Genomic DNA, 25,048 nt, shown 5'->3' with positions numbered 1-25,048 from the left:
CACGAGGATGCTGCACCAGCGAGTGATCGGGCAAAAGCGTCAATTACGGCAATGCCAGCTGGCGGGTTGGGCAACCTACCTTCCGGGCGAGATGGTCACGTTCGGAACTCAGACGCGCTACCGAATCCCGGACGGCATGTCACAGCTCGACATGCTCGCCGCGGCAGCCGAGGACGCCATCCGACGCGCAGGCCTCAAGCCCGACGACATCGACTGCATCATCGCGGCATGCGCAGCCGGCGTGCAGCCGATCCCCTGCACGGCCGCGCTCGTCATGGAGCGCGTCGCCCCCCGTGCCCGCGCTGCCGCGTTCGACATCAACTCGACCTGTACGAGCTTCATCACGGCGGTGGACATAGCGTCGCGGTACCTCGCCGCGGGCGACTACGAGCGGGTGGTCATCGTCTCAGGCGACGTCGGATCCCGCTTTCTCGACGCGGGCCAACCCGAGAGCTTCGAGCTCTTCTCCGACGCCGCCGCCGCCGTCGTGCTGACGCGAGGAGTTGACGGGGATAGCGAGGAAGTCGCGCCCGGAGTGCTCGGGAGCCTGCAGCAGACATGGCCAGAGCACGCACACGACACCGAGCTCCGCGGCGGACTGTCCCTGCATCCGGCCCAGTCCTACGCCGACGGCGACCCGTCGGACTACCTGTTTGCGATGAACGGGCGGCGGGCGCTCCTCGGCATGCTCGGTGTGCTGCCCGACTTCTTCGACCGATTCTTCGACCGCGTCGGACTCAGCCGCGAGGAGGTCGATCTCGTCATCCCGCACCAGGCGAGCAGGGCGCTCAGCATCGCAATGCGCCGAATCGGCATCCCGCAAGACGCCTACGTAGACCGCGTCAGGGAGTTCGGCAACATGGTGTCATCATCGGTGCCTTTTATGCTCGCCACGAGTCTCGACGAGGGACGGATCGGTCACGGTGACACCGTCGTGCTTTGCGGCACCGCCGCGGGCTTGACCGCCAACGCCCTCGCTCTGCGGCTGTAACTAATCGAGCTAGCGTCAACAACCTGCGGAGCCGAGGAGTGATTGAGCTGACGGGGCGCTAAACCGACAATCGGCTTGCGGGATCCGACAGGGCGTAAACCGCGTATCCGCAACTAATCCCGAAAATGACGGTCAGCAACGCGATCGCAGCAAGAGGAACCCAATACGCGAGCAAACGCTGCCTGATTCGGACGATTCCCCACACGGGAGCGACCAGAGCCAGGATGAAACCAGCGAAGAACGGGATGACGATGCTGTAGCCCGTGTCGAGACACTCATGCCCGCCCTCGTAACCCCGGCAGTTTGTTGCGCCAATAGAGATGAACTCGAAGAGTGCGAGAAACCCGACGTAGGTGAGAAACAGTTGGGCGACGAGGAGTGCCACGAAACCGCCGATGTCACGGCGTCGCCTCTCGTCAGTGATCACGCCCCTCGTTTCAGTCATCTGGTCGCCTCACGTTTTGCAGAACTGTCTGAATAGGGCGATCGCTTCTCGAACGAGCCAACCAGAACCAGGGGACGTTGTTGGCACCGTTTGTGGCCCCTGCCTGCACCTAATCTCTGCATATGGAGAGTTCGCCCGAACCGGACGAATATGAGACGTCGGTCATCCGCCTCGAGATCTATCACGTGGACGAGGTCATTTCGTTTCCTGGGCCTGTCGGTTATGAAGAAAGCCGTCTGAGTGCCTCCCTGGTGGCCGGTCTGCGTTGGTGGTCGTTGCGATCCTCTGGGCAAACCAACGAAACGAATTACCAGAGTCCGCCCGGGCTCCCGGACAACCTCGAGGACGCAGGTCGCGTCTTGGCAAGACGAGTGGCCGATGAAGTGGGTGACGACTTCGAAGTGGAATTGTGGACCGACAGTCGACAGAAGAGAGTCCGATCGGGACGTCGCGCGAAGAACCCCGATGCCGCGCAGTTTTTCAGATCGCGGGCCGAAGTCGCTCGGACCGAGTGGGAACAACGAGCCTGGTAGCCACCTTCGGGCCTCTCCCGTGTGCCCCTTGAAGGCTGCACTGAACGCACTCTCGAAACCGCTTCGCGAGCCCGCTTCGCGACATCGACGAGGCACGGGCCAGATCGTGCAGGCTCCACCTCCTCGCCGGCCCCTTCCTTTCTCTTCCATCGAAGTCCGGCAAGGTGGTGGCATGGTCGACACAGCTCCCGACACCATTCACTTCCACCAGAAGCACTACGAAGCAGTGATCAGCGGCGAGAAGCTCACCACCGTCCGGTGGAACGAGTCCGTGGCGGTCGGCACTGCAACGTTCGTCTTCGACGATCACCCGACCGCCGAACCCGTGGCCGGTGCAGTCACTGCCGTGCATCGATACCGTCTCGACACCCTCACCGCAGAACAGGCGCATCAGCCGCCCGGGACCGACATGCAACTCTTCGGGCAACAGCTTCGGGAGAACTACTACCCCGACATGCCGGACGACGCGGTCGTCGATGTTGCTGAACTCACGATCACGCCGTCTCGATAACCGGTCGTCGCACGGGTGGGAATCCGGCAATCTCGGTCGGAGGCGGCACTGCGCGATAACCCACGGTCGGGCGTTTTCGGACAATCGAGATGACGGGCTGCTCCCTGACCTCGACAGTCAGTCCTGCTTGGCCAGGAAGGTCTTGATTGCTTCGGCAAGACGATCCGGTGCTTCCAGAGCGACGTAGTGGCCCACACCTTCGAGAAGAACGCTATCGACGGGGCCCTCCACGACCTGCGCCACAGTTCTTTCGGTGAAGGAACCACCGAACCCACCGACCGCCAGAGCGGGCGTAGCGAGCTTCTGCTCAGCTCGCGCCTGGAAGTCTGCGCCCTCGGAGAGCATCGACTGATAGAGCCCGACAGCGCCCTTCCAGCCGTTGTCGCGGGAGTACGTCCGCGTGAACTCGTCGATGTCCGCAGCGGTGACGGAGTCGGGGTCCGCCGACATGGACGGGAACGCCCACCCGCCGAGGACCTCTTTCTCACGGCCGGTGAAGAGCAGGCCCGCGATGCCGGGAGCGGCGAGGACGCCGATGTGCCACGAGCCACCTTGGGTGACATCGCCGAATCCCTCCAGACCGAAACCCGCGAGTCCCATTTCGGTTGCGATGAGGCTGCGAACATCCTCAGGATGCTCCGAGGCGAGACGGTACGCGGCCCCACCGGCGATGTCCTGGGCAGCGAGGTGAACGGGGCCGACGCCCAGTTCGGCGATGAGGGCATGCAGGTCCTCTGCGGCGTCTGCGCTGGTGAAGCCGTCGGCGGCAGTGGCGGAGTCTCCGAAGCCTCGAAGGTCTAGCGCGAACACGCGGTGCTCGGCGGCGAGCAACGGGATCAGGCGATGGAACGCCCACCAGGTTTCAGGGAACCCGTGCACCAGGAGGATGGGGGAACCGCTCGTGCCGGCCGAGACGTAGTGCAGGGTCGTTCCGTTGACGTCGGCGGCGTGGTGCTGAACCTCGGGGATGGTGGACCCAGGGGCGTCGATGGTGGTGGGCATGGCGTTCTCCTTCGTAGCGACAACCAGGTTGCCTATTGAAGCAGTCGGCAACTAGGTTGTCAAACAAGCCCGGGATGGATAAGTTTAGGGCATGGAGATCAGCAGCGGCACGCAGTTCGCGCAGCTCCTCGTGCGTGCCCTCGACGTCATGGTCGACGAAGTTCTCGTCAGCCTCGAAAGCGCCGGACACCCGGGACTCACGGTGGCGAACGAGTTGGCGATGCAGGCGATCGACCACGGAGCATCCAGCGCCGCAACCCTCGCCCGCGAGACCGGGGTCAGTCGACAGGCCGCGGCGAAGACGATCGGCACGCTTGAAGCGCTGGGGTACGTGACCCGAGACGTCGACCCCACGGACGCCCGCAAAAAACATCTGCGTGTCACCCCGAGAGGGCACACTGCCATCAGCGTCGGGGCAGCGGCTTTCGATCGAATCTTCGATCGTTGGAAGCAGCAAAACGGACCAGCCACCAGCGAGGTGATCGCGGCGCTCGAGACGTTGATCACGGCAGGCCAGCTCAACCGCGCGACACTGACGAGCGCGCGATAGACAGCGTGCGCCTGACGGGCCAACTCGTTTGCGCGTCAGTCGGCGAGGTGAGACTCGTCGCGGACCAACTGCCGACCCATCTGGCGCTGACTCGAGCGGAGCCCGGATGCATCCTCTTCGACGTCACACAGACGGCCGACCCACTGACTTGGCAGGTGGAGGAACTCTTCGAAGACGAGGCGGCGTTCACAGCTCACCAAGACCGGGTCGCGAACAGCGAGTGGGGGCGGGTCACAGCGATGATCGAGCGCCGCTATTCCGTCGAAGGCTTGTCGGGGTGACCGTCCTCCGTCGCGCTGCACCGTCATTCGTGAAGGAGCGTTTGGTAGAGGTTGTGGTCCTGCCAGTGGCCCGCGATCTTGAGGTATCGAGGGGCCATCCCGATCTGTTCAAAGTCTGCATTGAGAAGCACCCGCTGAGAACGGTGGTTGCTCAGCAGCGTGCTCGCTTCGATCCGGTGCAGACCGAGGTCGTCGCGGGCCAGCTGGACGATTGCTTTGACGGCAGCGGTGGCGAGCCCTTTGCCCCCGTACTGTCCGTCTACCCAGTACCCCAGCGCTGCGCTCTGGAACGAACCTCGCACGATCCCCGCGAGATTGAACCGACCAACAACAGTCCCGCCATCGAACAGTCCGAGCGAGTACCCGCTGCCCTCCGAGCTCGACGCGATCCGCGCTGCTATGTCTCTCGACTGCGCATCCTCGGTGAAGAAGTTCTTCTCCCGACTCGGCTCCCATGGCGCGAGGTGGGCACGGTTACGCGCATACGCCGCTGCTACCTCCTTCGCATCGTCAAGAGCGAGAGGCCGCATGTCGACCCGGTTCGTCAGGGCGATCGCAGTGAACACTGGTCCACTTTAATCGCGGGCGCAGCCAGCGTTGGGCGAGGCCCCCCTGCAGACGGATGACTCGGCTTGCACAGCGCGGGTCACCAGTCAGCGGCATCGACCAAGCCGTCAAATAATGGAGCATGCCCCGTTTTCCGATTAACCGATCCGTAAATATCGGGAGCACATTGCCCGCGGAAGAGTCAGCGCGTCGCGTCTCGGCCTACATGCGGCGCCTGGGCAACCGGCGCCCTGCGAATCCGGGGCTCGATGGAGAGGGAGAGATCGGCTCCCGGTTCGCCTACCGACTGCTCGGAGCAACCCCATGGGGCGTCGCGCGACTGCCCATTCGTTGCTCCTGGACCGCCGCCTCTGCGGCAGGTGGTAGCAGCCTGAGGCTCGAGATGACGAGCAACGAGGGCGCGGCACTGTTCGCCACGACCTACCATGAACACGCTTTCAACGTTCGGTTCGCCGAGATCACGGACGACTTGCATGCACAGCTGGCCTGAGCTTCGAAGTCAGAGCTCATCCTCATCACATGGGGCGAGCGGATCGCCAAGCGCTGAAGAGATGGAGGAGTCGGGATGGCTGTTGCCGGGTTGATCATCGTCGCTGTCGCCCTGGTTCTGGCGGCCCGAGCAGGGCTGGTCGAGACGCGCATCGCGGGCAATCAGACCATCCCGCTGTGGATAAACCGCGTCGGCTACAAGAAACCCTGGGCGAGCGTGTGGCCCCTGGGAACGGCGATAGCCGTGCACGCCGTCGGGACGTTCTTCTGTCTGGCCGCGTGGGGGTCGATCGCGATGTTCATCACACCGCTGGTGTTCGTGCCCCCGTTCATCGTCATTGCGCTGCACAACAGGTCCGCACGGGCGGACGCCAGCGCGCCCACCGGATAGGCGGAGTTGGACGGTCTGACCCAGAGGCGGCCGTTTGCAGCGCGCGTCCTTCTATCGTCTCGGTCGCTCTTCATTCGTGTTCGCTGCGTCGGACCTGGCTCCACAGATCACCCAGTGTCGCTCTCTCGCCGCGAATCGATGAGCCGGCTCTCCGCAACTCTGGTTCCTCCGCCTCGGTGGCCGCGACTTTTCTCAGAAAATTGTGCGGGGCCAAGCCGGTGACATTACCGAAGGGAACGGTGAGGAGTAGCTCGACAGGCGCGTTCGGGTGTCGCGAAATAAGCTCGCGCGCCTGATCATCGTTGGCACCCTGGTAAAGCACCGATACGACTTCCTGTGATGTCGCGTCATTGATGGCCAAGTCTGTTCTCGTATCGGCCGATCCCTGGGTCGCGAGGATGCGCGCCACATCGTCGGCGAGGTCCTCCCGACACGCCACCTGATGAACCTCGACGGGTGTTCCGTTCAGGGCGAACCAACGGAGCACCTCCTCGGGCACCGGCTGATCCCGCAGTTTTTCGCGATACTCATCGTGCATCAGGAGTTGCCGGCGAGGCGCCAGCGCCGCCGCTGGCCGGAGATCAAATTTCTTGCTTCAGTCATTCGGCCACCTTGGCGGAAGCCCATCGGACAGACGCACACTTGAGTCCGGACGAGTTGGTTCGCCGAAGTCATCAATGCGCCTCGTGAGCGGTGCGGCTAACCGATGAGCCCAGCCTCGCGACGGTGCCTGAAGATTCCGTAGGCGGTGAGGCCCAATCCCCCATAGAGAGGGACGGTGCCGAGGTCCCGAAATCGCGTCTCACGCGGCACGCCTGCTGCCACGTAGTAGGCACACTCGATGCCCAACGGGACGAGCGAATACCGATAGGTCGGCGCCGTTCCATTCGACACGTCGCCAGTCGCTCCGTAGACGTCGAACCCGAGATCCACGCAGTAGTCGGACGGTCGATTGCCAACCGCAAACAACCCGATGAAAGCGATAGCGGACGTCAGAAGAACGACACCGCAGGCGATAAGCGCGAGCGTGACTTTCGACTCCCGCGATCTGTTCTTCGTCACGTCTCCCCGGTCCCCGGTCGGACGGCAGTCGCGTGCCCACGCGACGTGCTCGTCACTGCTCAGTCTGCATCCGGCGCCGATGAAGGAACCACCACGACGTTGCCGACCCGGTCGGCGCCGCGGAAGCGTTCCTGCGCCGCCGCGATGTCGGCGAGCGGAAATGTGGCGGCGAGGAGGGGCCGGATCTCGTCGCGCTCGACATACGAGACGACATCCGCGAACACGGTGTCGTTCCACGTGGTGGTGCCGACGAGGCGCAGATCGTTGAGATAGAGGGTGCGGAGGTCGAGCTCGACCGTGGGTCCGGCGATGGCACCGGAGGTGACGTAGGTTCCGCGTTGGCGGAGGGAGCCGAGAGCGCCGCCGAATCCGGGGCCCGCGACGTTGTCGAAGACGATGTCGACTCGGTCACCGCCCAGGGCCCCCTGCAGGTCGGCATTGCGGTCGACGACGTGCGACGCACCCAGAGAACGCATCGCGTCGTGTTTGCGGGCGCTCGCGACGGCGATGACCTCTGCGCCGCGTCGGCGGGCCAACTGGAGCACTGCGGAGCCGACCCCGCCCGACGCGCCGGTCACCAGCACCCGATCGCCCGGCCCGAGGCCGCTGCGCTGCACCATGTTCTCGGCGGTGCCGTACGCGCACGGGATGGTCGCCACCTCGGCGTCGGACCAGTCGGAGAGCAGGGGGAATACCTCGGTCGCCGGGACGACCACATACTCGGCGAACGCGCCGTCGCAATCGGTTCCGAGCCAGCGCGGTTGCTGCTGGTCGACCCCGGTCATGCAGGATCGGATGAGTGCGCGCCGCCCGATGGGAGCGTCGACCACGTCGCCACCCGCGGCAACCACGATGCCGCAGCAGTCAGCCCCCTGGATCAGCGGAAACGTCGTCGCCCCGTTGTAGCCACCGGGCGCACTGGCGGGCGGCGGAGCCCCCTGACCCGCCGACACAGCGCCTGGAGAGTCATACCACCCGACCCGGGTGTTGATGTCGGTGTTGTTGATTCCCGCGGCGAGCACCCGCAGCAGCACGTCACGGGGGCCGACCGAAGGAACCGGAACCTCCCGGAGCTGCAACTGCTCCGGCCCGCCGACACCCATCGTCACCACCGCGGTCATCGTCTCGGGCAGCGCGTCGGTCATGCGTACATCCTCTCGTCCGCTTCTGAATCGACGAGGACATTCGGGCTCGGGTCTCCTTTTCGGGCCCGGCGGGCGGTGACGGGCTCAGTGGGCGGTGAGCTCGTCGTCAGCGGTGGGCACCGGGGTCGACTTGAGGAGTTTCAGCGCGATGACGGAACCGACGATCCCGGCGAGGAACAGCACGCGCAGCACGGTGACCGGTTCACCCCCCGTGAGCATGCTGTAGGTGACGGTGAACGCCGCCCCGAGCCCGGCCCAGATCGCGTAGGCGGTGCTGATCGGGATGTGGCGCGTGGCGTAGCCGAGGGTGGCCATCGACGCGGCCAGGGTCACGAGAAACACGATGGAGGGCATGAGGACGGTCAGTCCCTCGCTCTGGCCGAGCGCGGTCGCCCACACTGCTTCGAGCACGGCGCTGACGAGAAGGACGATCCACGGCATCAGCTGACCGCCTTCAGTCCGATGACCGATCCGATGAGCACGGCGAGCACGAGCCCGCGGGCCACGGTCATCTTCTCCTGCTTGCGGATGACGGCGATCAGCACCGTCAGCACGGCGCCGATGCCGACCCACACTGCGTAAGCCGTGCCGACCGGAATGTCGTTCATCGCCAACGCCAGGCCGATCATACTCAGCACGAGCGCGACCACGAACAGGATTGTCGGCCCCCGCCTCGTGAAATTCTTCGACGCCCCGAGAGCGGACGCCCAGACGGCCTCCAGCACCCCCGCGACCACTAGCAGCACCCACGCCATGATGTCCGTCCTCGTCTCCGCCGACCATATCCGTACGGTCGTGCGATTACAGTTCTAGCACACATCCGCACAGTTGTGCCACTATGGATGCATGCCCCGCACCATGGATGCCGACGAACGGCACCGCATCGTGTCCGAAGCCGCCTGGCGGGTGCTCGTGCGGGATGGCCCGGCCGAGCTGTCTGTGCGAAAGGTCGCCGCCGAGGCGGGCCTTCCGCCCTCATCGCTTCGCTACACGTTCCCGACGCAAGCGAGCGTGCGGGAGGCGGCCGTCGGCCTTCTCATACAGCGGCTCGCGAAAAGGGTCGAACGAGCGGCGTCGGCGGAACGAAGGCGCGACAGTGCGCGCGCGATCCTGCTCGAACTGCTCCCTCTCGACGAGGAGCGCCGAGCCGAGATGGAAGTGACGGTCGCCTTTCTCACCCTCGCGATGACCGACCCCTCCCTGCGCGAGGCCTACGAGCGCACCCACGAGGCCGTGCGCGACGTCTGCGCCCAGGCCCTCGCGCACCTCGGCGCTCACGCGGACCGGATCGACCTCACGCACGCCGTCATCGACGGCCTGGCCTTCCACCTCCTCGGGCGAAAGACCGGCAGCGATACCTCCGCGGCGGTCGCGGCTCTCGACACCCACCTCGACCTGATCGAACCGACGACCGGCGTCACTCGCTCTGCTCTTTGACTCGCTGTTGTCGACGGTGGCGGCGAAGGAGCCGTCGTCACCGCGACACCGGGGCGAGCGTCTCGCGAAGTGCCTCCCTCGCCCGCTGATACCGGCCCCGCGCGGTCGACGGGGGTATCCCGAGCAGGTTCGCGGCGTCGGTGATCGAGAACCCGTCCCAGTGCACGAGCCGCACGAGCTCAGCCAGATCCGCTTCGAGGCTCTCGATCGCATCCCGGATCTCGATCCCGGTGTCTGCGGGAGGGGCGCTCCGCATCGACAGAGTGCTGCGCAGCTTCGCGGCGAGATTGGACCTCCGCACCTGAGTGCGCTGCGCGTGCAGCAACACGTTTCGGGCGATCCCGAACAGCCACATGCGCGCCTCGTCGGGGGTCACTGGCAGCGTGTCGACGCGCGTCCACGCGACCGTCATGACCTCCGCGGTGGCGTCGGCGGCGTCTTCCCGATCGAGCCTGCGGAGGAAGAAGCGCAGAAGGTCGGCCGAGGAGTCCCGCAGCACCGCCGTCAAGCGATGACTGTTGTCGCTCGACCTCACGAGCAGTTGCCCTCGCCGCCGATGCCCGACCACTTCGTGTCGAGATCGTTCGCGATCAGGGCCTCCTCTATCCGGAGGTGCACCGCCCACCACAGCCCTGTCTCATAGGCGTGATCATCTGTGGCCGTGTCCCCCTCAACTCCCACGTGGGCCGCACCCGCCGCCACTTCTCGATCGTCGAACTCCACTCCCGCGAGAGCGTCTCGAATGACCTCGTTGACGTCGTCGACATCCTCGCGCGCTCCCCGCACGTCTCCGACTCGGATCTCGCACTCGGCACCGCTGGGCAGCTCGTAGGTCGTGGCGTAGAGCGCATCGGTCTGCGCCCAGGGTGACCACACTCCGGTCGCGGCCGCGGCGGCCATCGCCCCTCCTCCGAGCAGCATCGCCGCAAAAGCACCCGCGGCGACGGGCCGCGCATATCGACTTCGCCGGCGCGGGGCCGATTGGTCGGCCAGGTCGGCGACCATCCGCTGCTCCGTGGCCGTGAGATCGCCGGCAGGGTCGCTCTTGCGAAGGAGCTCATCGAGTTCGTCTGCGTGCATCTGTTTCTCCGATCGTGGAATGCTCTCACCACGTACATTCCCGGGAGTCGGCGAAACGTCCGGCTGGTCAGCGAACCGCCTCGGCCCCCTCCATCAGTCGACCGCAGCGAAGACGACGACCGACGACGTGGTCTCGTCGAGCACGAACTGCAGCGCGGTTCCCGACGGAAACTGCGCCACGAACGCTTCCGGCATATCGTCGGTGACTCGCATCTCGACCGAGGCGGGGAATGGGCCCGCGCCGCAACCGTAGGAAACGGGCCCGCTGTACGAGGTATCCGTCGCGTCGTCCACATCCTGGGCGCGAGCCACAAAGAGGCACGCGTCGTCACCTCCGGGCGAAAACAGTGAAGAAACCGCCGATATCACCACGAGACCGTGCAGCTCTGAATACCCTTGCGCACCGTCCGCGCCCGTCAAGAAAGCGGCGGTATCCGATTGCTCGAGGGGGCTTTCTGCCAATCGAGCCACCAGCTCGGCACCATCGACAGGCGGGCTCACGTCGAGTCTCGGCGCGACCGCTGACGCGATCGCCGCACTGATTGCTATCGCGCCGACGAGCGAGATGCCCCACCAGAGGTTGAGGCGCCGTCGCGAACCCGCCGAAGTCGACTTCTCGGCGACGGCGCGCGACGGCGCCCCGTCATCCACATGGTCCTCTGTCGCCGGGACTACGGATGCATCGATAGATGCGTCTTCGGTCGCTGGTGCGACCTGCTCGGGGAGCGGAGCGTTCGGGCCGGAGTGCGCGGCTTCGAGCTCGCGCAAGCGGCGGACCGCATCCGCGTCTTCGTGAATATCCGCGTGCGGTCCATAGGCGCGGCCGCGAAGTACCCGGAGCTCGTCAACCGCATCGTGAGTCATTCCCTCATTGTGAGGGAGCCCGACCCGCGAACCGAGGACGGAAATGCTTCAGCTGGGGCTACGGATGCGCGGGTGGTTCTTTCTTGTTGTCTTCGATGTAGACGCGGATCACCACCAAGGAACCAAGCAGAACCGCAATGACGATCCACGTCGTTCGAATCCAGCCCGCCGGGAGAATAAGCACGGGGGCGACCAGAACAGTGCCGACAGCCGCGCCGACGAGCTGGATCTTGATCAGCCGATCGGACCAGTGGCCGGACCCGCGCCAGCGGCCCCCTGAGGATGGCGGTCCGCTGCCACCCGTGTCGTCTTCGTCGTCTTCGGCACCTTCGCTATCGCGACGAGGAGGGAGCGTCATGTCGGCATCCTGTCACGGACCCCCGCCACCCCGGTCGGAGCGATATCCCCCCGACGGGTCGCAGTCGCGAGGTCTCGAGCGGCGATCATTGTCGCGGGCTAGCACCGCCGCGTCAGTCGCAGGGCCAAGACTCTCCGAATGCCTCGACGACTTTCTGGATGGCTTCGTCACGACCCCACACGGTGGCGGCCGAACACTCCGTCGTGTTCGCCTGCGCCGCGACCAAGCCATAGTCGCCGACATCGATCCAGGAGTGTTTGCGCGGGTCGACCGACGACTCCGTGCCTGCGGCCGAGACCCCCTCCTCGATCGACATCTGCGTTCCGTCGGGGAACACGAGCGTCGATCCGACGGGCCTGCAACCCGGAGGGTCGACCGCGTCCAGTTCTTCAACCGGGATCAGACGGATCTCGGGGCACGGAGCATGTGTGGTTTCCGACGCATCGAGCCATAAGACCTCCGCCGTCTGACAGCCGGTGAGACCCAGGAGCGTGAGCGCGGTCGCAGTGACGACAAGAAGACGCGACGCGCGGGATGCCCGCACATCGCCCGGCCGACGAACCATGCCGCGAAGCGCGATAGCCATGCGATGAGCAACCCACACGCACCGCAGAAGCAAGCGCCCATCCGCGACAATGGCAGGATGACCGGGCACCGTGAGTCCCCCGCGGCAACCACGCGGCGACGCCGAGTGCCGATCGTCGCCGCCGCGCTGATCACAGCCGCCACCCTCAGCCCCATCGTGCCCCTCGTGCTGAGTTCACTCGGCCGGCAGGGGACGATCGGACTCTGGTTCGTCACCCCCGCCGTGCTGTGCGCGATCGGGGGCGTCGCGGCGCTGCTCGATCGTTCGGTCGAGCGCGGCACACGCATCGGGTGGGCCGTCGTCGCGGTCTCACTCGGGGTCGTTGTCGTTCCCGTGTGGTGGTTCCTGCTGGTCCTGTTGCTCGGTCCCTGAAGCGATCACCGGCCGCGGCGCCGCCTGCAGCCAGGTCAGGCGTAGCTCGCGTCCGGCACCTGCGGCGGGCACTCGCCCCCGGGAGCTGTTGCCAACTCGAAGTGCCACATCTCGTTCGCATAGATCTGGCAGAGCCCATAGTCGGCCCCGTGTTGACTGAGCCAGCTGTTGGCGTCGGTGTACCCGATGTCCACCGCTTGCCCCCGCACATGCGCTGAGGTCGTCGCAGAGGCGACCCAGTGGCTCGCTTCGTGCTCGCTGCCGTACAGCTGAACCGCGTCGTCGAACAGTGCCTGCTGGTAACGCTCACTGCGCCATCCACTCGTGACGACGAAGTCTAAACCGTCGGCGAGCGCATCGGTCGCGGCGGCCTCCATCGCATCGCGGAGCTCGGGCTCGAGTCGGTCAATCGCGGGAAGGCCCTCGGCGAATGGAGAGACCGAGTCACCCAACCTGATGTAGCCGTCGTCGTCGCCGAGCGATCCGAGGTCCACGGTTCGCGTGGCCCCGAAGCCGTGCGCGCCCCCGTCCTGACTGGCGGGGAACCGCGCGGAGACAAGCACGACGGCCGCGATGGTCACGGCCACTAGCACCGCGATAGTCACGAGAAGAGCGCGCATGGCGCGGGGCGGGGAGGGTTTGATGTAGGTCGAACGCATGTGATCAGCCCATCAAGACCGGTGTTGCGGGAGCGTTTGCCGTTCCTAAGACGCCGACGATATGTCGGGCGCGCTGAACCGCACGCGCGCGACGAGACCCCCGAGGCGACGCGCTTCGAGAGTGAGCTCGGCGCCGTGCACGAGAGCAATGCGAGCGACTATCGACAGACCCAACCCGGCGCCCCGCGTGTGCCCAGCGAACTCGCCGATCGCTGCAACCCGGCCCGGGCCGCGGACGAACGGTTCCGTCATGGTGGCGAGCAGCTCGTCGGAGAGAGTCGGCCCGGTGTTCTCGACGACGACCTCGACCACGCCTTCATCCGTCGTCGTCGTGGTGAGGTCGACTCGCCCGTTCACGACGTTGTGACGGATTCCGTTGAGCACGAGGTTGCTGATCAGCTGCCGCACGAGAACGGCACGGCCATCGAGCGAGCCCTCGCCCAGCTTCGCGTGCAGCTCCACCCCGGTTGACTCGGCGAGCGGCCGCAGCTCGTCCACTACCGCCATGGCCACTTCGGCGATGTCGACAGGCTCGCGCTCGAGTTGGTCGTGCGCGTCGAGCGCCGCCAGAGCCAGCAGCGCTTCGACGATCTCGATACCGCGCCGGTTCGTCTCGTCGAGCCTGCGAACCAGCTCGCCGACGTCTTGGCCAGCGGGGTCGGCCATCGCCACATCGAGGATCGACCTCGTGATGGCGTGCGGGGTGCGCAGTTCATGTGACGCGTTGGCCGAGAACCTGCGCTGCTCGTCGAACGACTGCTGTAGACGCTCGAGCATCGAATCGAAAGTGTCGGCGAGCAGACGGAACTCGTCGTTCGGTCCGTCGAGTTCGACGCGCTGGTCGAGAGTCCCTGCGGCCACCTCGCGAGCCACGGCGTTGATGCGCCGGAGCGGTCGCAGGATGTAACCGGCCAGCAGCCAGCCGCCGGCCAACCCCACAACGGCGAGCGCGGCGAGCACCTGCCAGACGCGAGGCGCGAGGGTCTCGATGAGATCGGACCGGTTCGGCACGAACATGCCCGCGCTCGTGATCGTCTCGTCTGGAACGAAGCGCAGCAGGTAGAACAGCAGCGCGACCATCGCGGCACCCGCGATGAGAAGAAACCCCGCGTAGCTCAGGGTCAGCCGGAGGCGGACGCTCACCGCGGGCCGTCGTCGGGCGCCGGGCTCGAGATGCAATAGCCGACCCCGGGGAGAGTTCGCACGAGCCAGGGGTCACCCAGACGCTTGCGCAGCGACGAGATCGTGATGCGCACCGCGTTCGTGAACGGGTCGGCGTTCTCGTCCCACGCCCGTTCGAGCAGTGTCTCGGCGCTGACCACGCCGCCGTCGGCAGCCATCAACACCTCGAGGACCGCGAACTCCTTGCGGGTGAGCGCGACGTACCGGCCGTCGCGGTACACCTCGCGACGGAACGGATCGAGGCGGAGACCCGCGATCTCGAGCGTGGGTGGCGCGCCATCCGCTGGTCGACGGGCCACGGCGCGCAACCGCATGACGAGCTCGCGCAGCTCGAACGGCTTCGTGATGTAGTCGTCGGCACCGAGCTCGAAACCGCGTACCTTCTCGTCGAGATGGTCGGCGGCCGTGACCATGAGGATGCGCACGCCGAGCCCGTCTCGGATGACGCTGCGCGCGACGTCATCACCCGACATCCCCGGGAGGTCGCGGTCGAGCAGAACGGCGTCGTACTCGTTGACGCTCAAGTATTCGAGGGCGGTCTCACCGTCGGGCACGACGTCGGCGGCGATCGCCTCGAGCCTCAGACCATCACGCACGGCCTCGGCGAGATAACGCTCGTCTTCCACGATCAATACCCGCATACGGGCATCGTACGCAGACCGACATATCGCGCCCGTATGCAGATCTGCCAACGCTCTGGCAACACCCGACTCGATGAAGTGGGAATCCGCGGCATCAGCTGCGGCACCGACTCCGATCGATTCGAAGGATCACCATGCCCACCTCGTTCCGTCACCGCCGAACCACCCTCTTCGCCCTGCTTGCGACGCCAGCTCTGATGCTGGCCCTCGCCGGCTGCTCGTCCGACACGACCGCTGCTCCGACGGACCAGGGCCCCTCCGACAACTCGTCGGAGTCAGCCCCCGGCCCCCTCTCGGGCGACGACTACACCGCGGCGTATCACGAGTACGACCTCAAGCTCGCGGAGTGCTTTCGCGATCAGGGCCTCGATATAGCCGACCCTCCGGCAGACGGCTATCTCGAAGCCGACGGACCCGAGTTCCAGGAGGCATTCCCGACGTGCAGCGCTGAGGTCGGCCCACCACCGGTGCGCGAGATCACCGCCGACGAGCGCGTCGACGCACTGGGGAAGAACCTCGACCGTGCGAGCTGCCTGCGCGAGAAGGGCTACGACATCGTCGAGCCGACCCTCGAGGACCCCGGCTTCATCCCGGCCGAGGTGACAACCGAAGACTTCAACGCGTGCCACGTCGACTGACGCCTCGCGACGGACCGTTCAGAGAAACGAAAATGACTAAGCGACTGCGTAACAGCCCTGTGCTCTCCGCCCAACTCGGCGACCGACGGTCGCACCCCGGCCGAAAGGTGCTCGCGGTGGCGGTGGCGGTGGCGATCGGCGCCGGCCTCCTGATCTGGACGCAAGGGACGTCCACCCCGTCTTCGCCGCCCAGCGGCACGCCACCCCTCGCGACCGAGCCGATCACGAGCGGCGATGTCGTCGCGACCACGAATGCGAAGGGCACGCTACAGTACGCGGGCAGCGCCAGCATGCTCGCGGGCCCGGAGGGAGTGGTGACCGCGCTGCCCGCGGCGGGTTCGGTCGTAGCGCCAGGCGGAGAGCTCTATCGCGTCAACAACGCTCCCGTACTGCTGCTCCTCGGGGATCTGCCCGCGTGGCGCGACTTCGAGGCCGGCATGACCGACGGGGTCGATGTGTGGCAGCTCGAAGACAACCTCCGCACGCTGGGACTCTTCCCCGCCACCCCCGACACGACATTCACTTGGGAGACGGCCGCGTCGGTGAGAGCGTGGCAGAAGGCACTCGGGGTCGAGCAGACGGGGAGTCTCGAGCGCGCGGTGGTGCACTTCGCGCGCGAAGGCATCCGCGTTTCCCAACTCACTGCCAGCATCGGCGCCCAAGTGACCCCGGGCAGTGAGCTCTACGAGTCCACATCGACCAGCAGAATCGTCGACCTGGGGCTGCGCTTGAGCGACCAGCAACTCGCAGTCGTCGGTGCCTCGATCGCGATCGCCCTGCCCGACGGCACAGAGACGCCCGGCGTCATTACAACGGTTGGTCAACCGACCGAGCAGGTGGATGAATCCGGCGCGACCGAAAACCCCGCAGCGACCTTCGTCATCCCCGTGTCCATAACTCTCGACGACCCGGCAGCGGCCGAGCAGTTCGCCCGCGCGAGTGTCACCGCTCGCTTTTCGAGCACGCTCGGTGAAGACGTTCTCACGGCCCCGGTCGAGGCGCTGGTGGCGATCGACTCCGGTTCGTTCGCCGTCGAGGTCGCGCGTAGCGCTGGATCCGGGTCGGGCTCCGCCGTGACCGAGCGCGTTCCGGTGACTCTCGGCGCCTTCTCCTCCGGCCGCGTGGTGGTGTCCGGCCCGGGAATCGAGAGCGGCACACTCGTTGTGGTCCCGACATCATGAGCGCGTCCATACGTCTCGACCAGGTGACCCGCACCTATGGGTCTCCCCCGGTGCACGCCCTCGTCGGAGTCTCGCTGACGATCGATGCCGAAGAGTTCGTCGCCATCGTCGGCCCAAGCGGGTCAGGCAAGTCGACGCTGCTCAATGTGCTCGGGACCCTCGACCGGCCGACGACCGGAAAAGCGTTCATCGACGGCCACGACGTCTCGCAGTTGAAGGACGCAGCCCTCTCGGCACTCCGTGCTCACCGAATCGGCTTCGTCTTCCAGCAGTTCCATCTGAGGGAGGGCACCGACGCACTCGACAACGTCGCCGATGGGCTGCTCTACACCGGGACGCCGCGGCGGCAGCGCCGCGCTCAGGCTCGAGAAGCTCTTGAGCGAGTGGGGCTCGGGCACCGACTCGACCACCTGCCCAACCAACTGTCTGGCGGCGAGCGGCAGAGGGTCGCCATCGCCCGAGCGGTTGCCGGTGAGCCTCCTCTCATTCTGGCCGACGAACCCACCGGCAATCTCGACTCAGAATCGGGCAGAGGAATCGTGCAACTACTACATGACCTCAACCGCGACGGAACAACCGTGGTGGTCATCACTCACGACGCCGCGCTCGCCGAACGGCTGCCCCGCCGCATCCACATCTCCGACGGGGCTGTCGTGTCCGACAGCGGCAGGGCCCGGCCGGACTCCCCTGGAGTGCCGGCCGGGCCGATCCCTGCCAGTACTCGGAAAGCGAGCACGACATGACCGACCGCACACACCCGATGGCATCCTCTGCCGCACCGCCTTCTGCCCCGCAGCATGACGACGTCGTTCGCCGGTCACGCATTCGGCTGAGCGACCTCGTCTATGTCGGATCTTCCGGCCTTCGAGCCCGGCCGCTCCGGGCGATTCTGTCAGCATTGGGCATCGCGATCGGCATCGCCGCGATGGTCGCCGTGGTCGGCAGTTCGGCCTCCAGCCGCGCACTGCTCGACGAGCAACTGGCTTCGCTCGGCACCAATCTCCTGACCGCCACGGTGGCCGAGGCAAACGGTGTGGGCGAGCAGCCCCCTCTTCCTGCGGATGCCGCGGCTCGCGTCGAGCGGATTCCCGGCGTGGTCGGTTCCGCAGCCACCGCCGACCTCCCTCTCGGTGTGTACCGCAATGCGCTCGTCGACCCGAACCGGTCGGGTGGGCTGACCGTCACCGCGACGGACCCTGACCTGCTGGATGTGGTCGGCGCTACTGTGCGCGCGGGCAGGTGGTTCAATGCGGCAACGGCGACACTGCCGACTACCGTGCTCGGGTCGACCGCGGCGGATCGCCTGGGTGTTCGAGAACCCGGCGTCGAGGTGTGGATCGACGGGCAGAGCTCGACCGTCATCGGGGTGCTGGACCCGGTGCCCCTCGCGCCCGAGCTCGACTTGGCGGCACTCGTGGGCATTCCCGTCGCACTCGACGAGTATGCACACCCCGGAAATCCGACCCGACTGTATGAGCGTTCGGCCGACGACGCGGTTCTCGCGGTGCGCGACCTCATGGCGCCGTCGCTGCAGCCCGCATCACCGGGATCGGTGGCGGTCTCTCGACCGTCGGACGCTCTTGCAGCGACCAACGCCGTCGATCAGGCATTCACCGGCCTGCTTCTGGCCCTCGGCTCGATCGCGCTCATCGTCGGCGGCATTGGGGTGGCGAACACGATGATCATCTCGGTGCTCGAGCGGCGTCGGGAGATCGGTCTGCGTCGGGCGATCGGAGCCACCCGTCGGCACATCTGGGTGCAGTTCCTCACCGAGGCCGTGCTTCTGTCTGTGTTGGGAGGGGTCGCCGGAGCCGCCATCGGCAGCGGTGTGACAGCCATCATTGCAACGGCAAACGGGTGGACACCCGTGGTGCCGCTGTGGGTCCTCGTCGGGGGCCTCGCCGCGACTACGGCGATTGGAGCGATCGCCGGCCTCTACCCTGCCGTTCGAGCCGCGAGGACTGCGCCGTCGGTCGCGCTCAGTGCGTGAGAGCAACGTCCTCGCGCTCAGACGACGAGGCGCCCAACGCGAACGTCGGGCGCTTCGTCGTGCATGTGGTGGTTACGCGAGCGTCGCGGTGTCGATGACGAAGCGGTAGCGGACATCCGAGCTGAGCACTCGCTCGTAGGCGTCGTTGATGTCGTCGGCGCTGATGAGCTCGGTCTCGGGCAAGATGCCGTGCTCGGCACAGAAGTCGAGCATCTCCTGCGTCTCGCGGATGCCGCCGATGGCGGAACCCGCCCAGCTGCGACGCCCCGGGATGAGTGCGAACGCGGGCACCGCGAGAGGCTCCGACGGGGCACCCACGTTCACGAGGGTGCCGTCGACCTTGAGGAGGCCGAGGTAGGCGCCCATGTCGACCTTCGCCGAGACGGTGTTGATGATGAGGTCGAACGAGTTCGCGAGCTCGGTGAAGGTTTCCGCATCCTTGGTCGCGTAGTGAGCCTTGGCTCCGAAACGAAGCGAGTCCTCCTTCTTCGAGGTCGTCTGCGAGAGAACGGTGACGTCGGCACCGAGGGCCGCAGCGATCTTCACACCCATGTGGCCGAGACCACCGAGGCCGACGATGGCGACCTTGGTGTCGGGGCCAGCCTGCCAGTGGTGCAGCGGCGAGTAGAGCGTGATGCCGGCGCAGAGCAGCGGCGCGACCTTCTCGAAGTCGAGGCTCTCGGGCACGCGGAGCACGAAGTCCTCGGTGACGACGACGGCCTGCGAATATCCGCCCTGCGTGATGGTGCCGTCGGCCGGGTCGACGCCCGTGTAGGTTCCGACGTTGCCCTCGGCGCAGTACTGCTCGTCGCCGCGGAGGCAGTACTCGCACTTTCGGCACGAGTTGACCATGCAGCCCACGCCGACGCGGTCGCCGACCTTGTGCTTGGTGACCTCGGACCCGACCTCGGCGACAGTTCCGACGATCTCGTGGCCGACGACCTGCGGGTACTGGATGTCGCCCCACTCGCCGCGCACGGTGTGGATGTCGGAGTGGCAGATGCCGGCGTAGGCGATGTCGATCATGACGTCGTGCGGGCCGACATCGCGGCGCTCGATGGTGGTCTTGACGAGGGGTTCGGTCGCGGACGGTGCCGCGTAGGCGTTGACGGTGCGCATGGTTCTCCTGAGAACGTTCGGGCGAGGGGGAAGCGGGGGCTTTGGCGATGGTAGATGGGGTTGTCTGTCAGGCGTGTGTGAGCACCGCGCGTAGCACCGTGGTACCACCCGGTGATAGGGATCGTCCCGGGGCCTGACGCGCCGCATTCCCGTTATTTCTAGCGTGGATTCATGCTCAGTGAACACGTCCGAAACAGTTCGATGCAGGGTCGTGCTGCCACCGCAGGCAGCGCCTTAGTCGTTCTCGCCTTGGCCGTCATTTGGTCGGCACGATCGACCGTGAACCGATCGCTGTATGTCAGCGAACTCGGTGCCGACGGAGAACCCACGGCCGGCTGGTTTGCTTTCGCGTTGTTCCTGCTCGTCGTCGGCGCAGCGTCGATCGCGTGGGCTGGCCGCGACATCCGCTCGACCGCACCTCTTCTCCGACGATGGACACCGTCTGCGTCGCTCGGTATCGCCGCGGCGTTCTTCTATCTCGCGTCACGCGTGCCGTGCACCTCCGGTTGCCCCCTGCCGCTCGGCGACACGTTCACCCTCCAAGATCTGGTGCACACGCTCGCCGCCGTTCTCGCGTTCGCCATGGCGTGCGTGGCGATGCTTCAAGCGTCGTGCGCCGTCGGGTTCCCCAGACTGCGGCGCATGTCGCTCGGAGCCGCGATCTCCGTCGCGCTCATCGCCTCGACGGGCGGGATGCTCTCGCTACTGAGGTTCGGCACCGACATCGGCGGCATGCTCGAACTCGTCGCCACCACCATCGCGATCGCCTGGCTCGCGGTCTACGGGGGATCGATTGCGCGTAGCCGACTCCCGCACGGGGCCTCCCCCGGCCCCGACACGTCGGCACGGCGGCCGATAGAGTCCCCCCATGTTCCCGCGCTCGGAGTTCAGGCTGGGCGGCAGCGATGAGTGAGAGTCGGGTGACGTCGCACTCGTCGCCTGGGCCGACGCGCCAGCTTCTCACCGACAGGCCGTGGTGGGTCGACTCGGCTCTCGCCTCGGCCTACTGGATCTACGGTGTCTTCGGCGTCTTCATCGAGTCGCTAGCAACAGGTGTTTCTCGGCCCGCCGCACAGGTCGTCGTCTCGCTCATCGTCATCACGATCGCGAGCGCGGCCGTTCTGCTGAGGCGGTCCAGGCCGTGGTCGCTGTTGATCGTGCAGTGGGCTGCCGCCCTCGCGCTGCTCCTCGTCGACAGCGGGCTCGACCCCATCGGGGTTTCGATCGCCCTCTACGCTCTGGCCGTCTACCGCGCGAATGCGAGCGCCTGGATCGGCTTCGCCGCGTCGGTCGCGGCCTGCGGCATCGTCGTCGCAGTGTCACTCATCGTCGATACCGGTCCGGTGGGCATCGGCCCCGCGTTCATCGCGATAACGCTCATCGCCACGCTTCTGGGCGCCAACACCGGCAATCGACGCCGCTACGTGTCTGCGCTCATCGACCGCGCCGAACGCTTGGAGGTCGAACGCGACCAGCAGGCTCTCATCGCCGCCGCCGCCGAGCGTGCTCGCATCACGCGGGAGATGCACGACGTGGTGGCGCACAGTATCTCGATCATGGTCGCGCTGTCGGACGGAGCCGATGCGCTCGCGACCAAGGAGCCGGAGCGCTCGAGGGATGCCGTGCGCGAGACGAGCGTGATCGGTCGGCGTGCACTCGCCGACATGCGCGCGCTCCTCAGCAGAGGCTCGGGCACAGGAATGGACGCGGGGTCGGAGTCGTCTGCACCGCTCGACCCTCAGCCGGGGGCATCCGACCTGCATCAGCTGATTTCGACGTTCCGCTCCGCCGGCTTGCCCGTCGACCTCGAGGTCGTCGGGCGCACGCCGGACTCGGCCGCTCTGCAGACCGCGACCTACAGAATCGTGCAGGAAGCCCTCACGAATGCGCTGCGCTATGCGGCGAAGGCGCGTCGCGTGGTCGCCCACATCGATCATCGCGCTGGTGTCACGACGGTTTCCGTCACCGACGACGGGCAGACGGGCGCCGAGCCCACGACATCTGTGGGCACCGGCAACGGTTTAATCGGCATGCGCGAGCGGGCTGCGATCTTCGGCGGCACCATGGTGGCGGGCCCGCTCCCGGCAGGAGGGTGGGCCGTCGAGGTCACCCTGCCGGACCCGGGAGCGAACGGATGAACGCGCGCGACATCCGAGTGCTCATCGTCGACGACCAGGAGCTGTTGCGTCGAGGAATGCGCATGGTGCTCGACGCCGAACCCGACGTGAGTGTCGTGGGCGAAGCCGCGACCGGATACGAAGCGGTCGAGGCGGTCGAGCGACTGAGCCCGGACGTCGTGCTGATGGATGTGCGCATGCCCGGCCTCGACGGCATCGAAGCGACCCGCCGCGTGGTGCGCACCTCCCCCCAGAGTCGCGTCATCATCCTCACGACCTTCGACCTGGACGACTACGCCTTCGGCGGCTTGCGCGCCGGAGCGAGCGGCTTTCTCATCAAGAGCACCCCACCGAACGAGCTCGTCAACGCCATCCGGTCGGTGGCGGCGGGAGACGCCCTGATCTCGCCGCGCGTCACCCGATCGATGCTCGACCTCTTCGTCGCGCAACTGCCCCGAGGCGCGGCGACCAGGCCGTCAGGTATCGACAGCCTGACGGAACGGGAGCGCGACGTTTTCCTGGCGATCGCGCAGGGTCTCACCAACCACGAGATCGCGGCGCGCTTCACCGTGTCCGAGTCGACGGTCAAGACTCACGTCGGGCGCGTTCTGCAGAAGCTCGACCTGCGCGACCGGGTGCAAGCGGTGATCGCCGCATACGAGTGGGGGTTCGTCTAGCCGACAGAATGGGGGCATGGAGCCCGCCTCGAACCACCTCGTCGCCGACCTCGAGGAGCCGTCGGGCACACGTGCCCGGCGCATGATCCGCCGGACGTGGGCCCTGCTCCGCGCGGTGTGGGGTGACGTCGACGTCGACGCCGACCTCGTGGTGCGCCGCCGCGCGAGTGGAGCCGAGGTTATCCGCACTCCCGCGGACGTCGGCGACCCGCACTATCTCCTCGAGACTGTTCGGCGCGATCTCGAAACCAAGTCAGTCGACGAGTTCGTGCGCGAGTGGCGCCTGGTCGACTGAGGGAGACTGCGCCGGTCAACGTGGCCTACGAGGAAGCGGCGAGGCCAGGAGTCCCACCGCGGCTCAGGCCCGAGTCTGCAGCATCCGCTCGACGGCCGTGACGACCGCGTGGCGACGAGCCTCCACTCCCGGCCCCTCTTCGAGACCCGTGAGGCCCCCCGGCGAGAGCTGCCAGGCCTGCGCGATCGCGTAGATGAAGACCAGCACGTCGATGGCCGACAGTGGGCTGGCAGCCGCCGTCGCTACGGCGAGCGTCTTGTTGCGATAGATCTCGCGCGGCTCGGCTGTGGCCTCGGGGCGCTCGAGTTGGGCCCACATGCTCAGCCGGAGCACTTCGGGAAAGCGCTCGTGGTGGTCGAAGACATCCCCCGCCCAGCCCGCGAGGTCGTCGGGGCGCGGGGGGACATTGTCGGCCATCCGCCGCAGCGCCTCGGCGAGGGTCGCATCGAAGAGGCCGCTCTTGCCGCCGTAGTACGCGTAGATCATGCGCACGTTGCTCTGCGCCTGGGCGGCGATGCGCTCGACGCGTCCGCCGGCGAAACCGTGGGCAGCGAACTCGACGGTCGCTGCGGCGAGGATGCGCTCTTTCGTGGCTTCAGCGTCGCGGGCCATAGGTCTCCTTCGTGGTGCAGTTGACGACGGCTAGGGCGGATGGCTAGTTTATAAGTAAGCGTTCATTTACTTATTGGAGACAGCATGCCCCGAATCGCCCTCATCACCGGAGCCAATCGCGGCCTCGGTCGAGCCACCGCTCTCGCTCTGGCCCGAAACGGACTCAGGATCGTCGTCGCCTCGCGGGGCGACGCGAGCGACGTCGTGCACCAGATCGTCGACGCGGGCGGAGACGCCATAGCGATTCGATTGGATGTCGCAGACCTCACCTCAATCGAGGCGGCACGCGTCGCGGCGCTCGCGAGCATCGCGCAGAAGTGGAACGCCACCACCATCGACGTGCTCGTCAACAACGCCGGGGTCGGGCTGTTCGCGCCGCTCGGCGACATCTCGGCCGAGAGCTTCGACACCACCTTCGGCGTCAACGTGCGTGGGCCGCTTTTCGTCACGCAAGCCTTCCTGCCGCACCTGTCGGAGGGGGCGTGCATCGTCAACGTGTCGAGTTCGCTCAGCAGACACGTCAGCCCGGCGACATCCGTCTACGCGGCATCGAAGAAGGCACTCGAAGCACTCACCCGCAGCCTCGCGCTCGAACTCGGCCCACGCGGCATCCGGGTCAACTCGATCGCCCCCGGGCCGACCGCGACCGACTTCAACGGCGGAGCCATGCGCGACAGCGACGCCATGCGCGAGGCACTGTCGGGGCAGACCGCTCTCGGGCGAGTGGGCGAGGCGGATGAGATCGCCGACGCGATCCTCGCCCTGGTCTCGCCCGGGCTCCGCTGGGCGACCGGAGAGCGCCTCGAGGTCTCCGGCGGTGTGCTGCTGTGACCGAGAAAGCGTCGGCCGCAGATGAGCGCATTCGGCGAGCGCTCGCCATCACCCCGTCGTCGTCGGCATCCGCTCGCACCGTCGACATCACGACCGTCGGCGCCAAGACCGGGCGAGGGCGTCGCATCGAGATCTGGTTCTACCGCGTCGACGACGAGATCTACCTGACCACTCAGCCGGCGAGCCGCAGCTGGTATGCGAACCTCCTGCAGAACCCGCAGTTCACCTTCCACCTCAAGAACGCGGTGCGCGCAGACCTCCCGGCGATGGCGCAACCCGTCGTCGATCGAGACGCGCGCCGCCGCGTATTCGAATCGGTCATCGTCGACCTCAATCAGCCGAGGCACCGTGCGTACATCGCGCAGCCCGTCGAACCGCTCGAGGAATGGATGGCGCGCAGCCCCCTCATGCACGTCACCTTCCTGCTGAGCTGATCGCGCTC

At 66.6% G+C, this 25,048-nt stretch carries 36 protein-coding genes; 18 read left to right on the top strand and 18 right to left on the bottom strand.

The window, feature by feature from the left end:
* Window positions 1–7: 7 nt before the first annotated feature.
* Window positions 8–991, top strand: a complete 984-nt coding sequence (locus ACLHIH_RS10830) for a 3-oxoacyl-[acyl-carrier-protein] synthase III C-terminal domain-containing protein (protein ID WP_411316823.1) — start codon at window positions 8–10, stop codon at window positions 989–991.
* Window positions 992–1,049: 58 nt separating this feature from the next.
* Here ACLHIH_RS10830 and ACLHIH_RS10825 read toward each other — a convergent pair whose 3' ends face one another.
* A complete protein-coding gene (locus tag ACLHIH_RS10825) occupies window positions 1,050–1,418 on the bottom strand; it encodes a hypothetical protein (RefSeq protein ID WP_411316822.1) in 369 nt (122 codons plus the stop codon).
* 140 nt (window positions 1,419–1,558) lie between these two features.
* Between ACLHIH_RS10825 and ACLHIH_RS10820 the strand changes: the two genes are divergently transcribed.
* Both ACLHIH_RS10820 and ACLHIH_RS10815 read left to right on the top strand, forming a co-directional pair.
* Window positions 1,559–1,969: a hypothetical protein gene (locus tag ACLHIH_RS10820; protein WP_411316821.1), complete on the top strand. Its 411-nt coding sequence runs from the start codon at window positions 1,559–1,561 to the stop codon at window positions 1,967–1,969.
* Window positions 1,970–2,141: 172 nt separating this feature from the next.
* Complete coding sequence (locus tag ACLHIH_RS10815) at window positions 2,142–2,480, top strand: ASCH domain-containing protein (RefSeq protein ID WP_411316820.1); 339 nt, start codon at window positions 2,142–2,144, stop codon at window positions 2,478–2,480.
* A 117-nt stretch (window positions 2,481–2,597) separates the two neighbouring features.
* Here ACLHIH_RS10815 and ACLHIH_RS10810 read toward each other — a convergent pair whose 3' ends face one another.
* Window positions 2,598–3,482, bottom strand: coding sequence for an alpha/beta fold hydrolase (locus ACLHIH_RS10810; protein ID WP_411316819.1), 885 nt, complete (start codon window positions 3,480–3,482; stop codon window positions 2,598–2,600).
* Between the two features lie 91 nt (window positions 3,483–3,573).
* Here ACLHIH_RS10810 and ACLHIH_RS10805 point away from each other — a divergent pair, with 91 nt between their 5' ends.
* The gene (locus ACLHIH_RS10805; RefSeq protein ID WP_411316818.1) at window positions 3,574–4,032 is read left to right on the top strand and encodes a MarR family winged helix-turn-helix transcriptional regulator; all 459 of its coding nucleotides are present in this window, start codon (window positions 3,574–3,576) and stop codon (window positions 4,030–4,032) included.
* Between the two features lie 47 nt (window positions 4,033–4,079).
* Window positions 4,080–4,313 carry a putative quinol monooxygenase gene (locus ACLHIH_RS10800; protein WP_411316817.1) on the top strand — a complete coding sequence of 78 codons (234 nt, stop codon included), beginning with the start codon at window positions 4,080–4,082 and terminating at the stop codon, window positions 4,311–4,313.
* A 23-nt stretch (window positions 4,314–4,336) separates the two neighbouring features.
* Here the strand turns inward: ACLHIH_RS10800 and ACLHIH_RS10795 are convergent, their stop codons facing one another.
* The gene (locus ACLHIH_RS10795) at window positions 4,337–4,879 is read right to left on the bottom strand and encodes a GNAT family N-acetyltransferase (protein ID WP_411316816.1); all 543 of its coding nucleotides are present in this window, start codon (window positions 4,877–4,879) and stop codon (window positions 4,337–4,339) included.
* 566 nt (window positions 4,880–5,445) lie between these two features.
* Between ACLHIH_RS10795 and ACLHIH_RS10790 the strand changes: the two genes are divergently transcribed.
* Window positions 5,446–5,760 carry a hypothetical protein gene (locus tag ACLHIH_RS10790; RefSeq protein WP_411316815.1) on the top strand — a complete coding sequence of 105 codons (315 nt, stop codon included), beginning with the start codon at window positions 5,446–5,448 and terminating at the stop codon, window positions 5,758–5,760.
* A 70-nt stretch (window positions 5,761–5,830) separates the two neighbouring features.
* On the opposite strand, the gene ACLHIH_RS10785 is transcribed toward ACLHIH_RS10790, so the two are convergent.
* From ACLHIH_RS10785 to ACLHIH_RS10765, 5 genes are all read right to left on the bottom strand, one after another.
* Window positions 5,831–6,298, bottom strand: coding sequence for a hypothetical protein (locus tag ACLHIH_RS10785; RefSeq protein WP_411316814.1), 468 nt, complete (start codon window positions 6,296–6,298; stop codon window positions 5,831–5,833).
* A gap of 161 nt (window positions 6,299–6,459) precedes the next feature.
* Window positions 6,460–6,822, bottom strand: coding sequence for a hypothetical protein (locus ACLHIH_RS10780; RefSeq protein WP_411316813.1), 363 nt, complete (start codon window positions 6,820–6,822; stop codon window positions 6,460–6,462).
* Window positions 6,823–6,881: 59 nt separating this feature from the next.
* Window positions 6,882–7,967 carry a zinc-binding dehydrogenase gene (locus ACLHIH_RS10775; protein WP_411316812.1) on the bottom strand — a complete coding sequence of 362 codons (1,086 nt, stop codon included), beginning with the start codon at window positions 7,965–7,967 and terminating at the stop codon, window positions 6,882–6,884.
* Between the two features lie 84 nt (window positions 7,968–8,051).
* Entirely contained in the window at window positions 8,052–8,408 is a 357-nt protein-coding gene (locus ACLHIH_RS10770) for a DMT family transporter (protein ID WP_411316811.1), read from the bottom strand.
* Complete coding sequence (locus tag ACLHIH_RS10765; protein WP_411316810.1) at window positions 8,408–8,722, bottom strand: DMT family transporter; 315 nt, start codon at window positions 8,720–8,722, stop codon at window positions 8,408–8,410. The genes ACLHIH_RS10770 and ACLHIH_RS10765 overlap by 1 nt, the downstream gene beginning before the upstream one ends.
* A gap of 91 nt (window positions 8,723–8,813) precedes the next feature.
* Between ACLHIH_RS10765 and ACLHIH_RS10760 the strand changes: the two genes are divergently transcribed.
* Entirely contained in the window at window positions 8,814–9,404 is a 591-nt protein-coding gene (locus ACLHIH_RS10760) for a TetR/AcrR family transcriptional regulator (RefSeq protein WP_411316809.1), read from the top strand.
* 37 nt (window positions 9,405–9,441) lie between these two features.
* Here ACLHIH_RS10760 and ACLHIH_RS10755 read toward each other — a convergent pair whose 3' ends face one another.
* The 5 genes from ACLHIH_RS10755 to ACLHIH_RS10735 all read right to left on the bottom strand — a co-directional run bounded on the left by ACLHIH_RS10755 (window position 9,442) and on the right by ACLHIH_RS10735 (window position 12,292).
* The gene (locus ACLHIH_RS10755; protein ID WP_411317287.1) at window positions 9,442–9,903 is read right to left on the bottom strand and encodes an RNA polymerase sigma factor; all 462 of its coding nucleotides are present in this window, start codon (window positions 9,901–9,903) and stop codon (window positions 9,442–9,444) included.
* Window positions 9,904–9,935: 32 nt separating this feature from the next.
* On the bottom strand, window positions 9,936–10,484 hold the full coding sequence (locus tag ACLHIH_RS10750; protein ID WP_411316807.1) for a hypothetical protein: 549 nt from the start codon (window positions 10,482–10,484) through the stop codon (window positions 9,936–9,938).
* 93 nt (window positions 10,485–10,577) lie between these two features.
* Window positions 10,578–10,985 (bottom strand): hypothetical protein, encoded by a 408-nt coding sequence (locus ACLHIH_RS10745; RefSeq protein WP_411316806.1) that lies wholly within the window; start codon window positions 10,983–10,985, stop codon window positions 10,578–10,580.
* Window positions 10,986–11,406: 421 nt separating this feature from the next.
* Complete coding sequence (locus ACLHIH_RS10740; protein ID WP_411316805.1) at window positions 11,407–11,706, bottom strand: hypothetical protein; 300 nt, start codon at window positions 11,704–11,706, stop codon at window positions 11,407–11,409.
* A 112-nt stretch (window positions 11,707–11,818) separates the two neighbouring features.
* Window positions 11,819–12,292 (bottom strand): hypothetical protein, encoded by a 474-nt coding sequence (locus ACLHIH_RS10735; protein WP_411316803.1) that lies wholly within the window; start codon window positions 12,290–12,292, stop codon window positions 11,819–11,821.
* A 57-nt stretch (window positions 12,293–12,349) separates the two neighbouring features.
* Here ACLHIH_RS10735 and ACLHIH_RS10730 point away from each other — a divergent pair, with 57 nt between their 5' ends.
* Window positions 12,350–12,664 carry a hypothetical protein gene (locus ACLHIH_RS10730; RefSeq protein WP_411316802.1) on the top strand — a complete coding sequence of 105 codons (315 nt, stop codon included), beginning with the start codon at window positions 12,350–12,352 and terminating at the stop codon, window positions 12,662–12,664.
* A gap of 35 nt (window positions 12,665–12,699) precedes the next feature.
* On the opposite strand, the gene ACLHIH_RS10725 is transcribed toward ACLHIH_RS10730, so the two are convergent.
* The 3 genes from ACLHIH_RS10725 to ACLHIH_RS10715 form a co-directional block, all read right to left on the bottom strand.
* On the bottom strand, window positions 12,700–13,245 hold the full coding sequence (locus ACLHIH_RS10725; RefSeq protein ID WP_411316800.1) for a M15 family metallopeptidase: 546 nt from the start codon (window positions 13,243–13,245) through the stop codon (window positions 12,700–12,702).
* A gap of 123 nt (window positions 13,246–13,368) precedes the next feature.
* Complete coding sequence (locus ACLHIH_RS10720) at window positions 13,369–14,466, bottom strand: sensor histidine kinase (RefSeq protein ID WP_411316799.1); 1,098 nt, start codon at window positions 14,464–14,466, stop codon at window positions 13,369–13,371.
* Window positions 14,463–15,146, bottom strand: a complete 684-nt coding sequence (locus ACLHIH_RS10715; RefSeq protein WP_411316797.1) for a response regulator transcription factor — start codon at window positions 15,144–15,146, stop codon at window positions 14,463–14,465. Before ACLHIH_RS10715 ends, ACLHIH_RS10720 begins: the two co-directional genes overlap by 4 nt.
* 134 nt (window positions 15,147–15,280) lie before the next feature.
* Here ACLHIH_RS10715 and ACLHIH_RS10710 point away from each other — a divergent pair, with 134 nt between their 5' ends.
* The 4 genes from ACLHIH_RS10710 to ACLHIH_RS10695 all read left to right on the top strand — a co-directional run bounded on the left by ACLHIH_RS10710 (window position 15,281) and on the right by ACLHIH_RS10695 (window position 18,955).
* A complete protein-coding gene (locus tag ACLHIH_RS10710) occupies window positions 15,281–15,784 on the top strand; it encodes a hypothetical protein (protein ID WP_411316795.1) in 504 nt (167 codons plus the stop codon).
* Between the two features lie 32 nt (window positions 15,785–15,816).
* Window positions 15,817–16,965, top strand: coding sequence for a peptidoglycan-binding protein (locus ACLHIH_RS10705; RefSeq protein WP_411316794.1), 1,149 nt, complete (start codon window positions 15,817–15,819; stop codon window positions 16,963–16,965).
* A complete protein-coding gene (locus ACLHIH_RS10700) occupies window positions 16,962–17,708 on the top strand; it encodes an ABC transporter ATP-binding protein (RefSeq protein ID WP_411316793.1) in 747 nt (248 codons plus the stop codon). The genes ACLHIH_RS10705 and ACLHIH_RS10700 overlap by 4 nt, the downstream gene beginning before the upstream one ends.
* 155 nt (window positions 17,709–17,863) lie before the next feature.
* Window positions 17,864–18,955, top strand: coding sequence for an ABC transporter permease (locus ACLHIH_RS10695; protein ID WP_411316792.1), 1,092 nt, complete (start codon window positions 17,864–17,866; stop codon window positions 18,953–18,955).
* A 72-nt stretch (window positions 18,956–19,027) separates the two neighbouring features.
* Here the strand turns inward: ACLHIH_RS10695 and ACLHIH_RS10690 are convergent, their stop codons facing one another.
* Window positions 19,028–20,074 carry an NAD(P)-dependent alcohol dehydrogenase gene (locus ACLHIH_RS10690; protein ID WP_411316791.1) on the bottom strand — a complete coding sequence of 349 codons (1,047 nt, stop codon included), beginning with the start codon at window positions 20,072–20,074 and terminating at the stop codon, window positions 19,028–19,030.
* A 171-nt stretch (window positions 20,075–20,245) separates the two neighbouring features.
* Between ACLHIH_RS10690 and ACLHIH_RS10685 the strand changes: the two genes are divergently transcribed.
* From ACLHIH_RS10685 to ACLHIH_RS10670, 4 genes are read left to right on the top strand one after another with little or no spacing between them, the layout of a single operon-like run.
* Window positions 20,246–20,983, top strand: coding sequence for a DUF998 domain-containing protein (locus ACLHIH_RS10685; RefSeq protein WP_411316790.1), 738 nt, complete (start codon window positions 20,246–20,248; stop codon window positions 20,981–20,983).
* Entirely contained in the window at window positions 20,980–22,212 is a 1,233-nt protein-coding gene (locus ACLHIH_RS10680; protein ID WP_411316789.1) for a sensor histidine kinase, read from the top strand. The genes ACLHIH_RS10685 and ACLHIH_RS10680 overlap by 4 nt, the downstream gene beginning before the upstream one ends.
* The gene (locus ACLHIH_RS10675; RefSeq protein ID WP_411316788.1) at window positions 22,209–22,868 is read left to right on the top strand and encodes a response regulator; all 660 of its coding nucleotides are present in this window, start codon (window positions 22,209–22,211) and stop codon (window positions 22,866–22,868) included. The genes ACLHIH_RS10680 and ACLHIH_RS10675 overlap by 4 nt, the downstream gene beginning before the upstream one ends.
* A 16-nt stretch (window positions 22,869–22,884) precedes the next feature.
* The gene (locus ACLHIH_RS10670; RefSeq protein ID WP_411316787.1) at window positions 22,885–23,163 is read left to right on the top strand and encodes a hypothetical protein; all 279 of its coding nucleotides are present in this window, start codon (window positions 22,885–22,887) and stop codon (window positions 23,161–23,163) included.
* A 63-nt stretch (window positions 23,164–23,226) separates the two neighbouring features.
* On the opposite strand, the gene ACLHIH_RS10665 is transcribed toward ACLHIH_RS10670, so the two are convergent.
* Window positions 23,227–23,775 carry a TetR family transcriptional regulator gene (locus ACLHIH_RS10665; protein ID WP_411316786.1) on the bottom strand — a complete coding sequence of 183 codons (549 nt, stop codon included), beginning with the start codon at window positions 23,773–23,775 and terminating at the stop codon, window positions 23,227–23,229.
* A gap of 84 nt (window positions 23,776–23,859) precedes the next feature.
* On the opposite strand from ACLHIH_RS10665, the gene ACLHIH_RS10660 reads away from it, so the two are divergent.
* Window positions 23,860–24,606, top strand: a complete 747-nt coding sequence (locus ACLHIH_RS10660; RefSeq protein WP_411316784.1) for an SDR family NAD(P)-dependent oxidoreductase — start codon at window positions 23,860–23,862, stop codon at window positions 24,604–24,606.
* Window positions 24,603–25,040: a nitroreductase/quinone reductase family protein gene (locus tag ACLHIH_RS10655; protein WP_411316783.1), complete on the top strand. Its 438-nt coding sequence runs from the start codon at window positions 24,603–24,605 to the stop codon at window positions 25,038–25,040. The genes ACLHIH_RS10660 and ACLHIH_RS10655 overlap by 4 nt, the downstream gene beginning before the upstream one ends.
* Window positions 25,041–25,048: the final 8 nt, after the last annotated feature.

Origin of the sequence: Marisediminicola sp. LYQ134 (genome assembly GCF_046599635.1) — a bacterium.
GTDB lineage: Bacteria > Actinomycetota > Actinomycetes > Actinomycetales > Microbacteriaceae > Marisediminicola.
The sequence above is the reverse complement of the archived record's forward strand: the minus strand, read 5'-3'. Positions and strand labels throughout refer to the sequence as shown.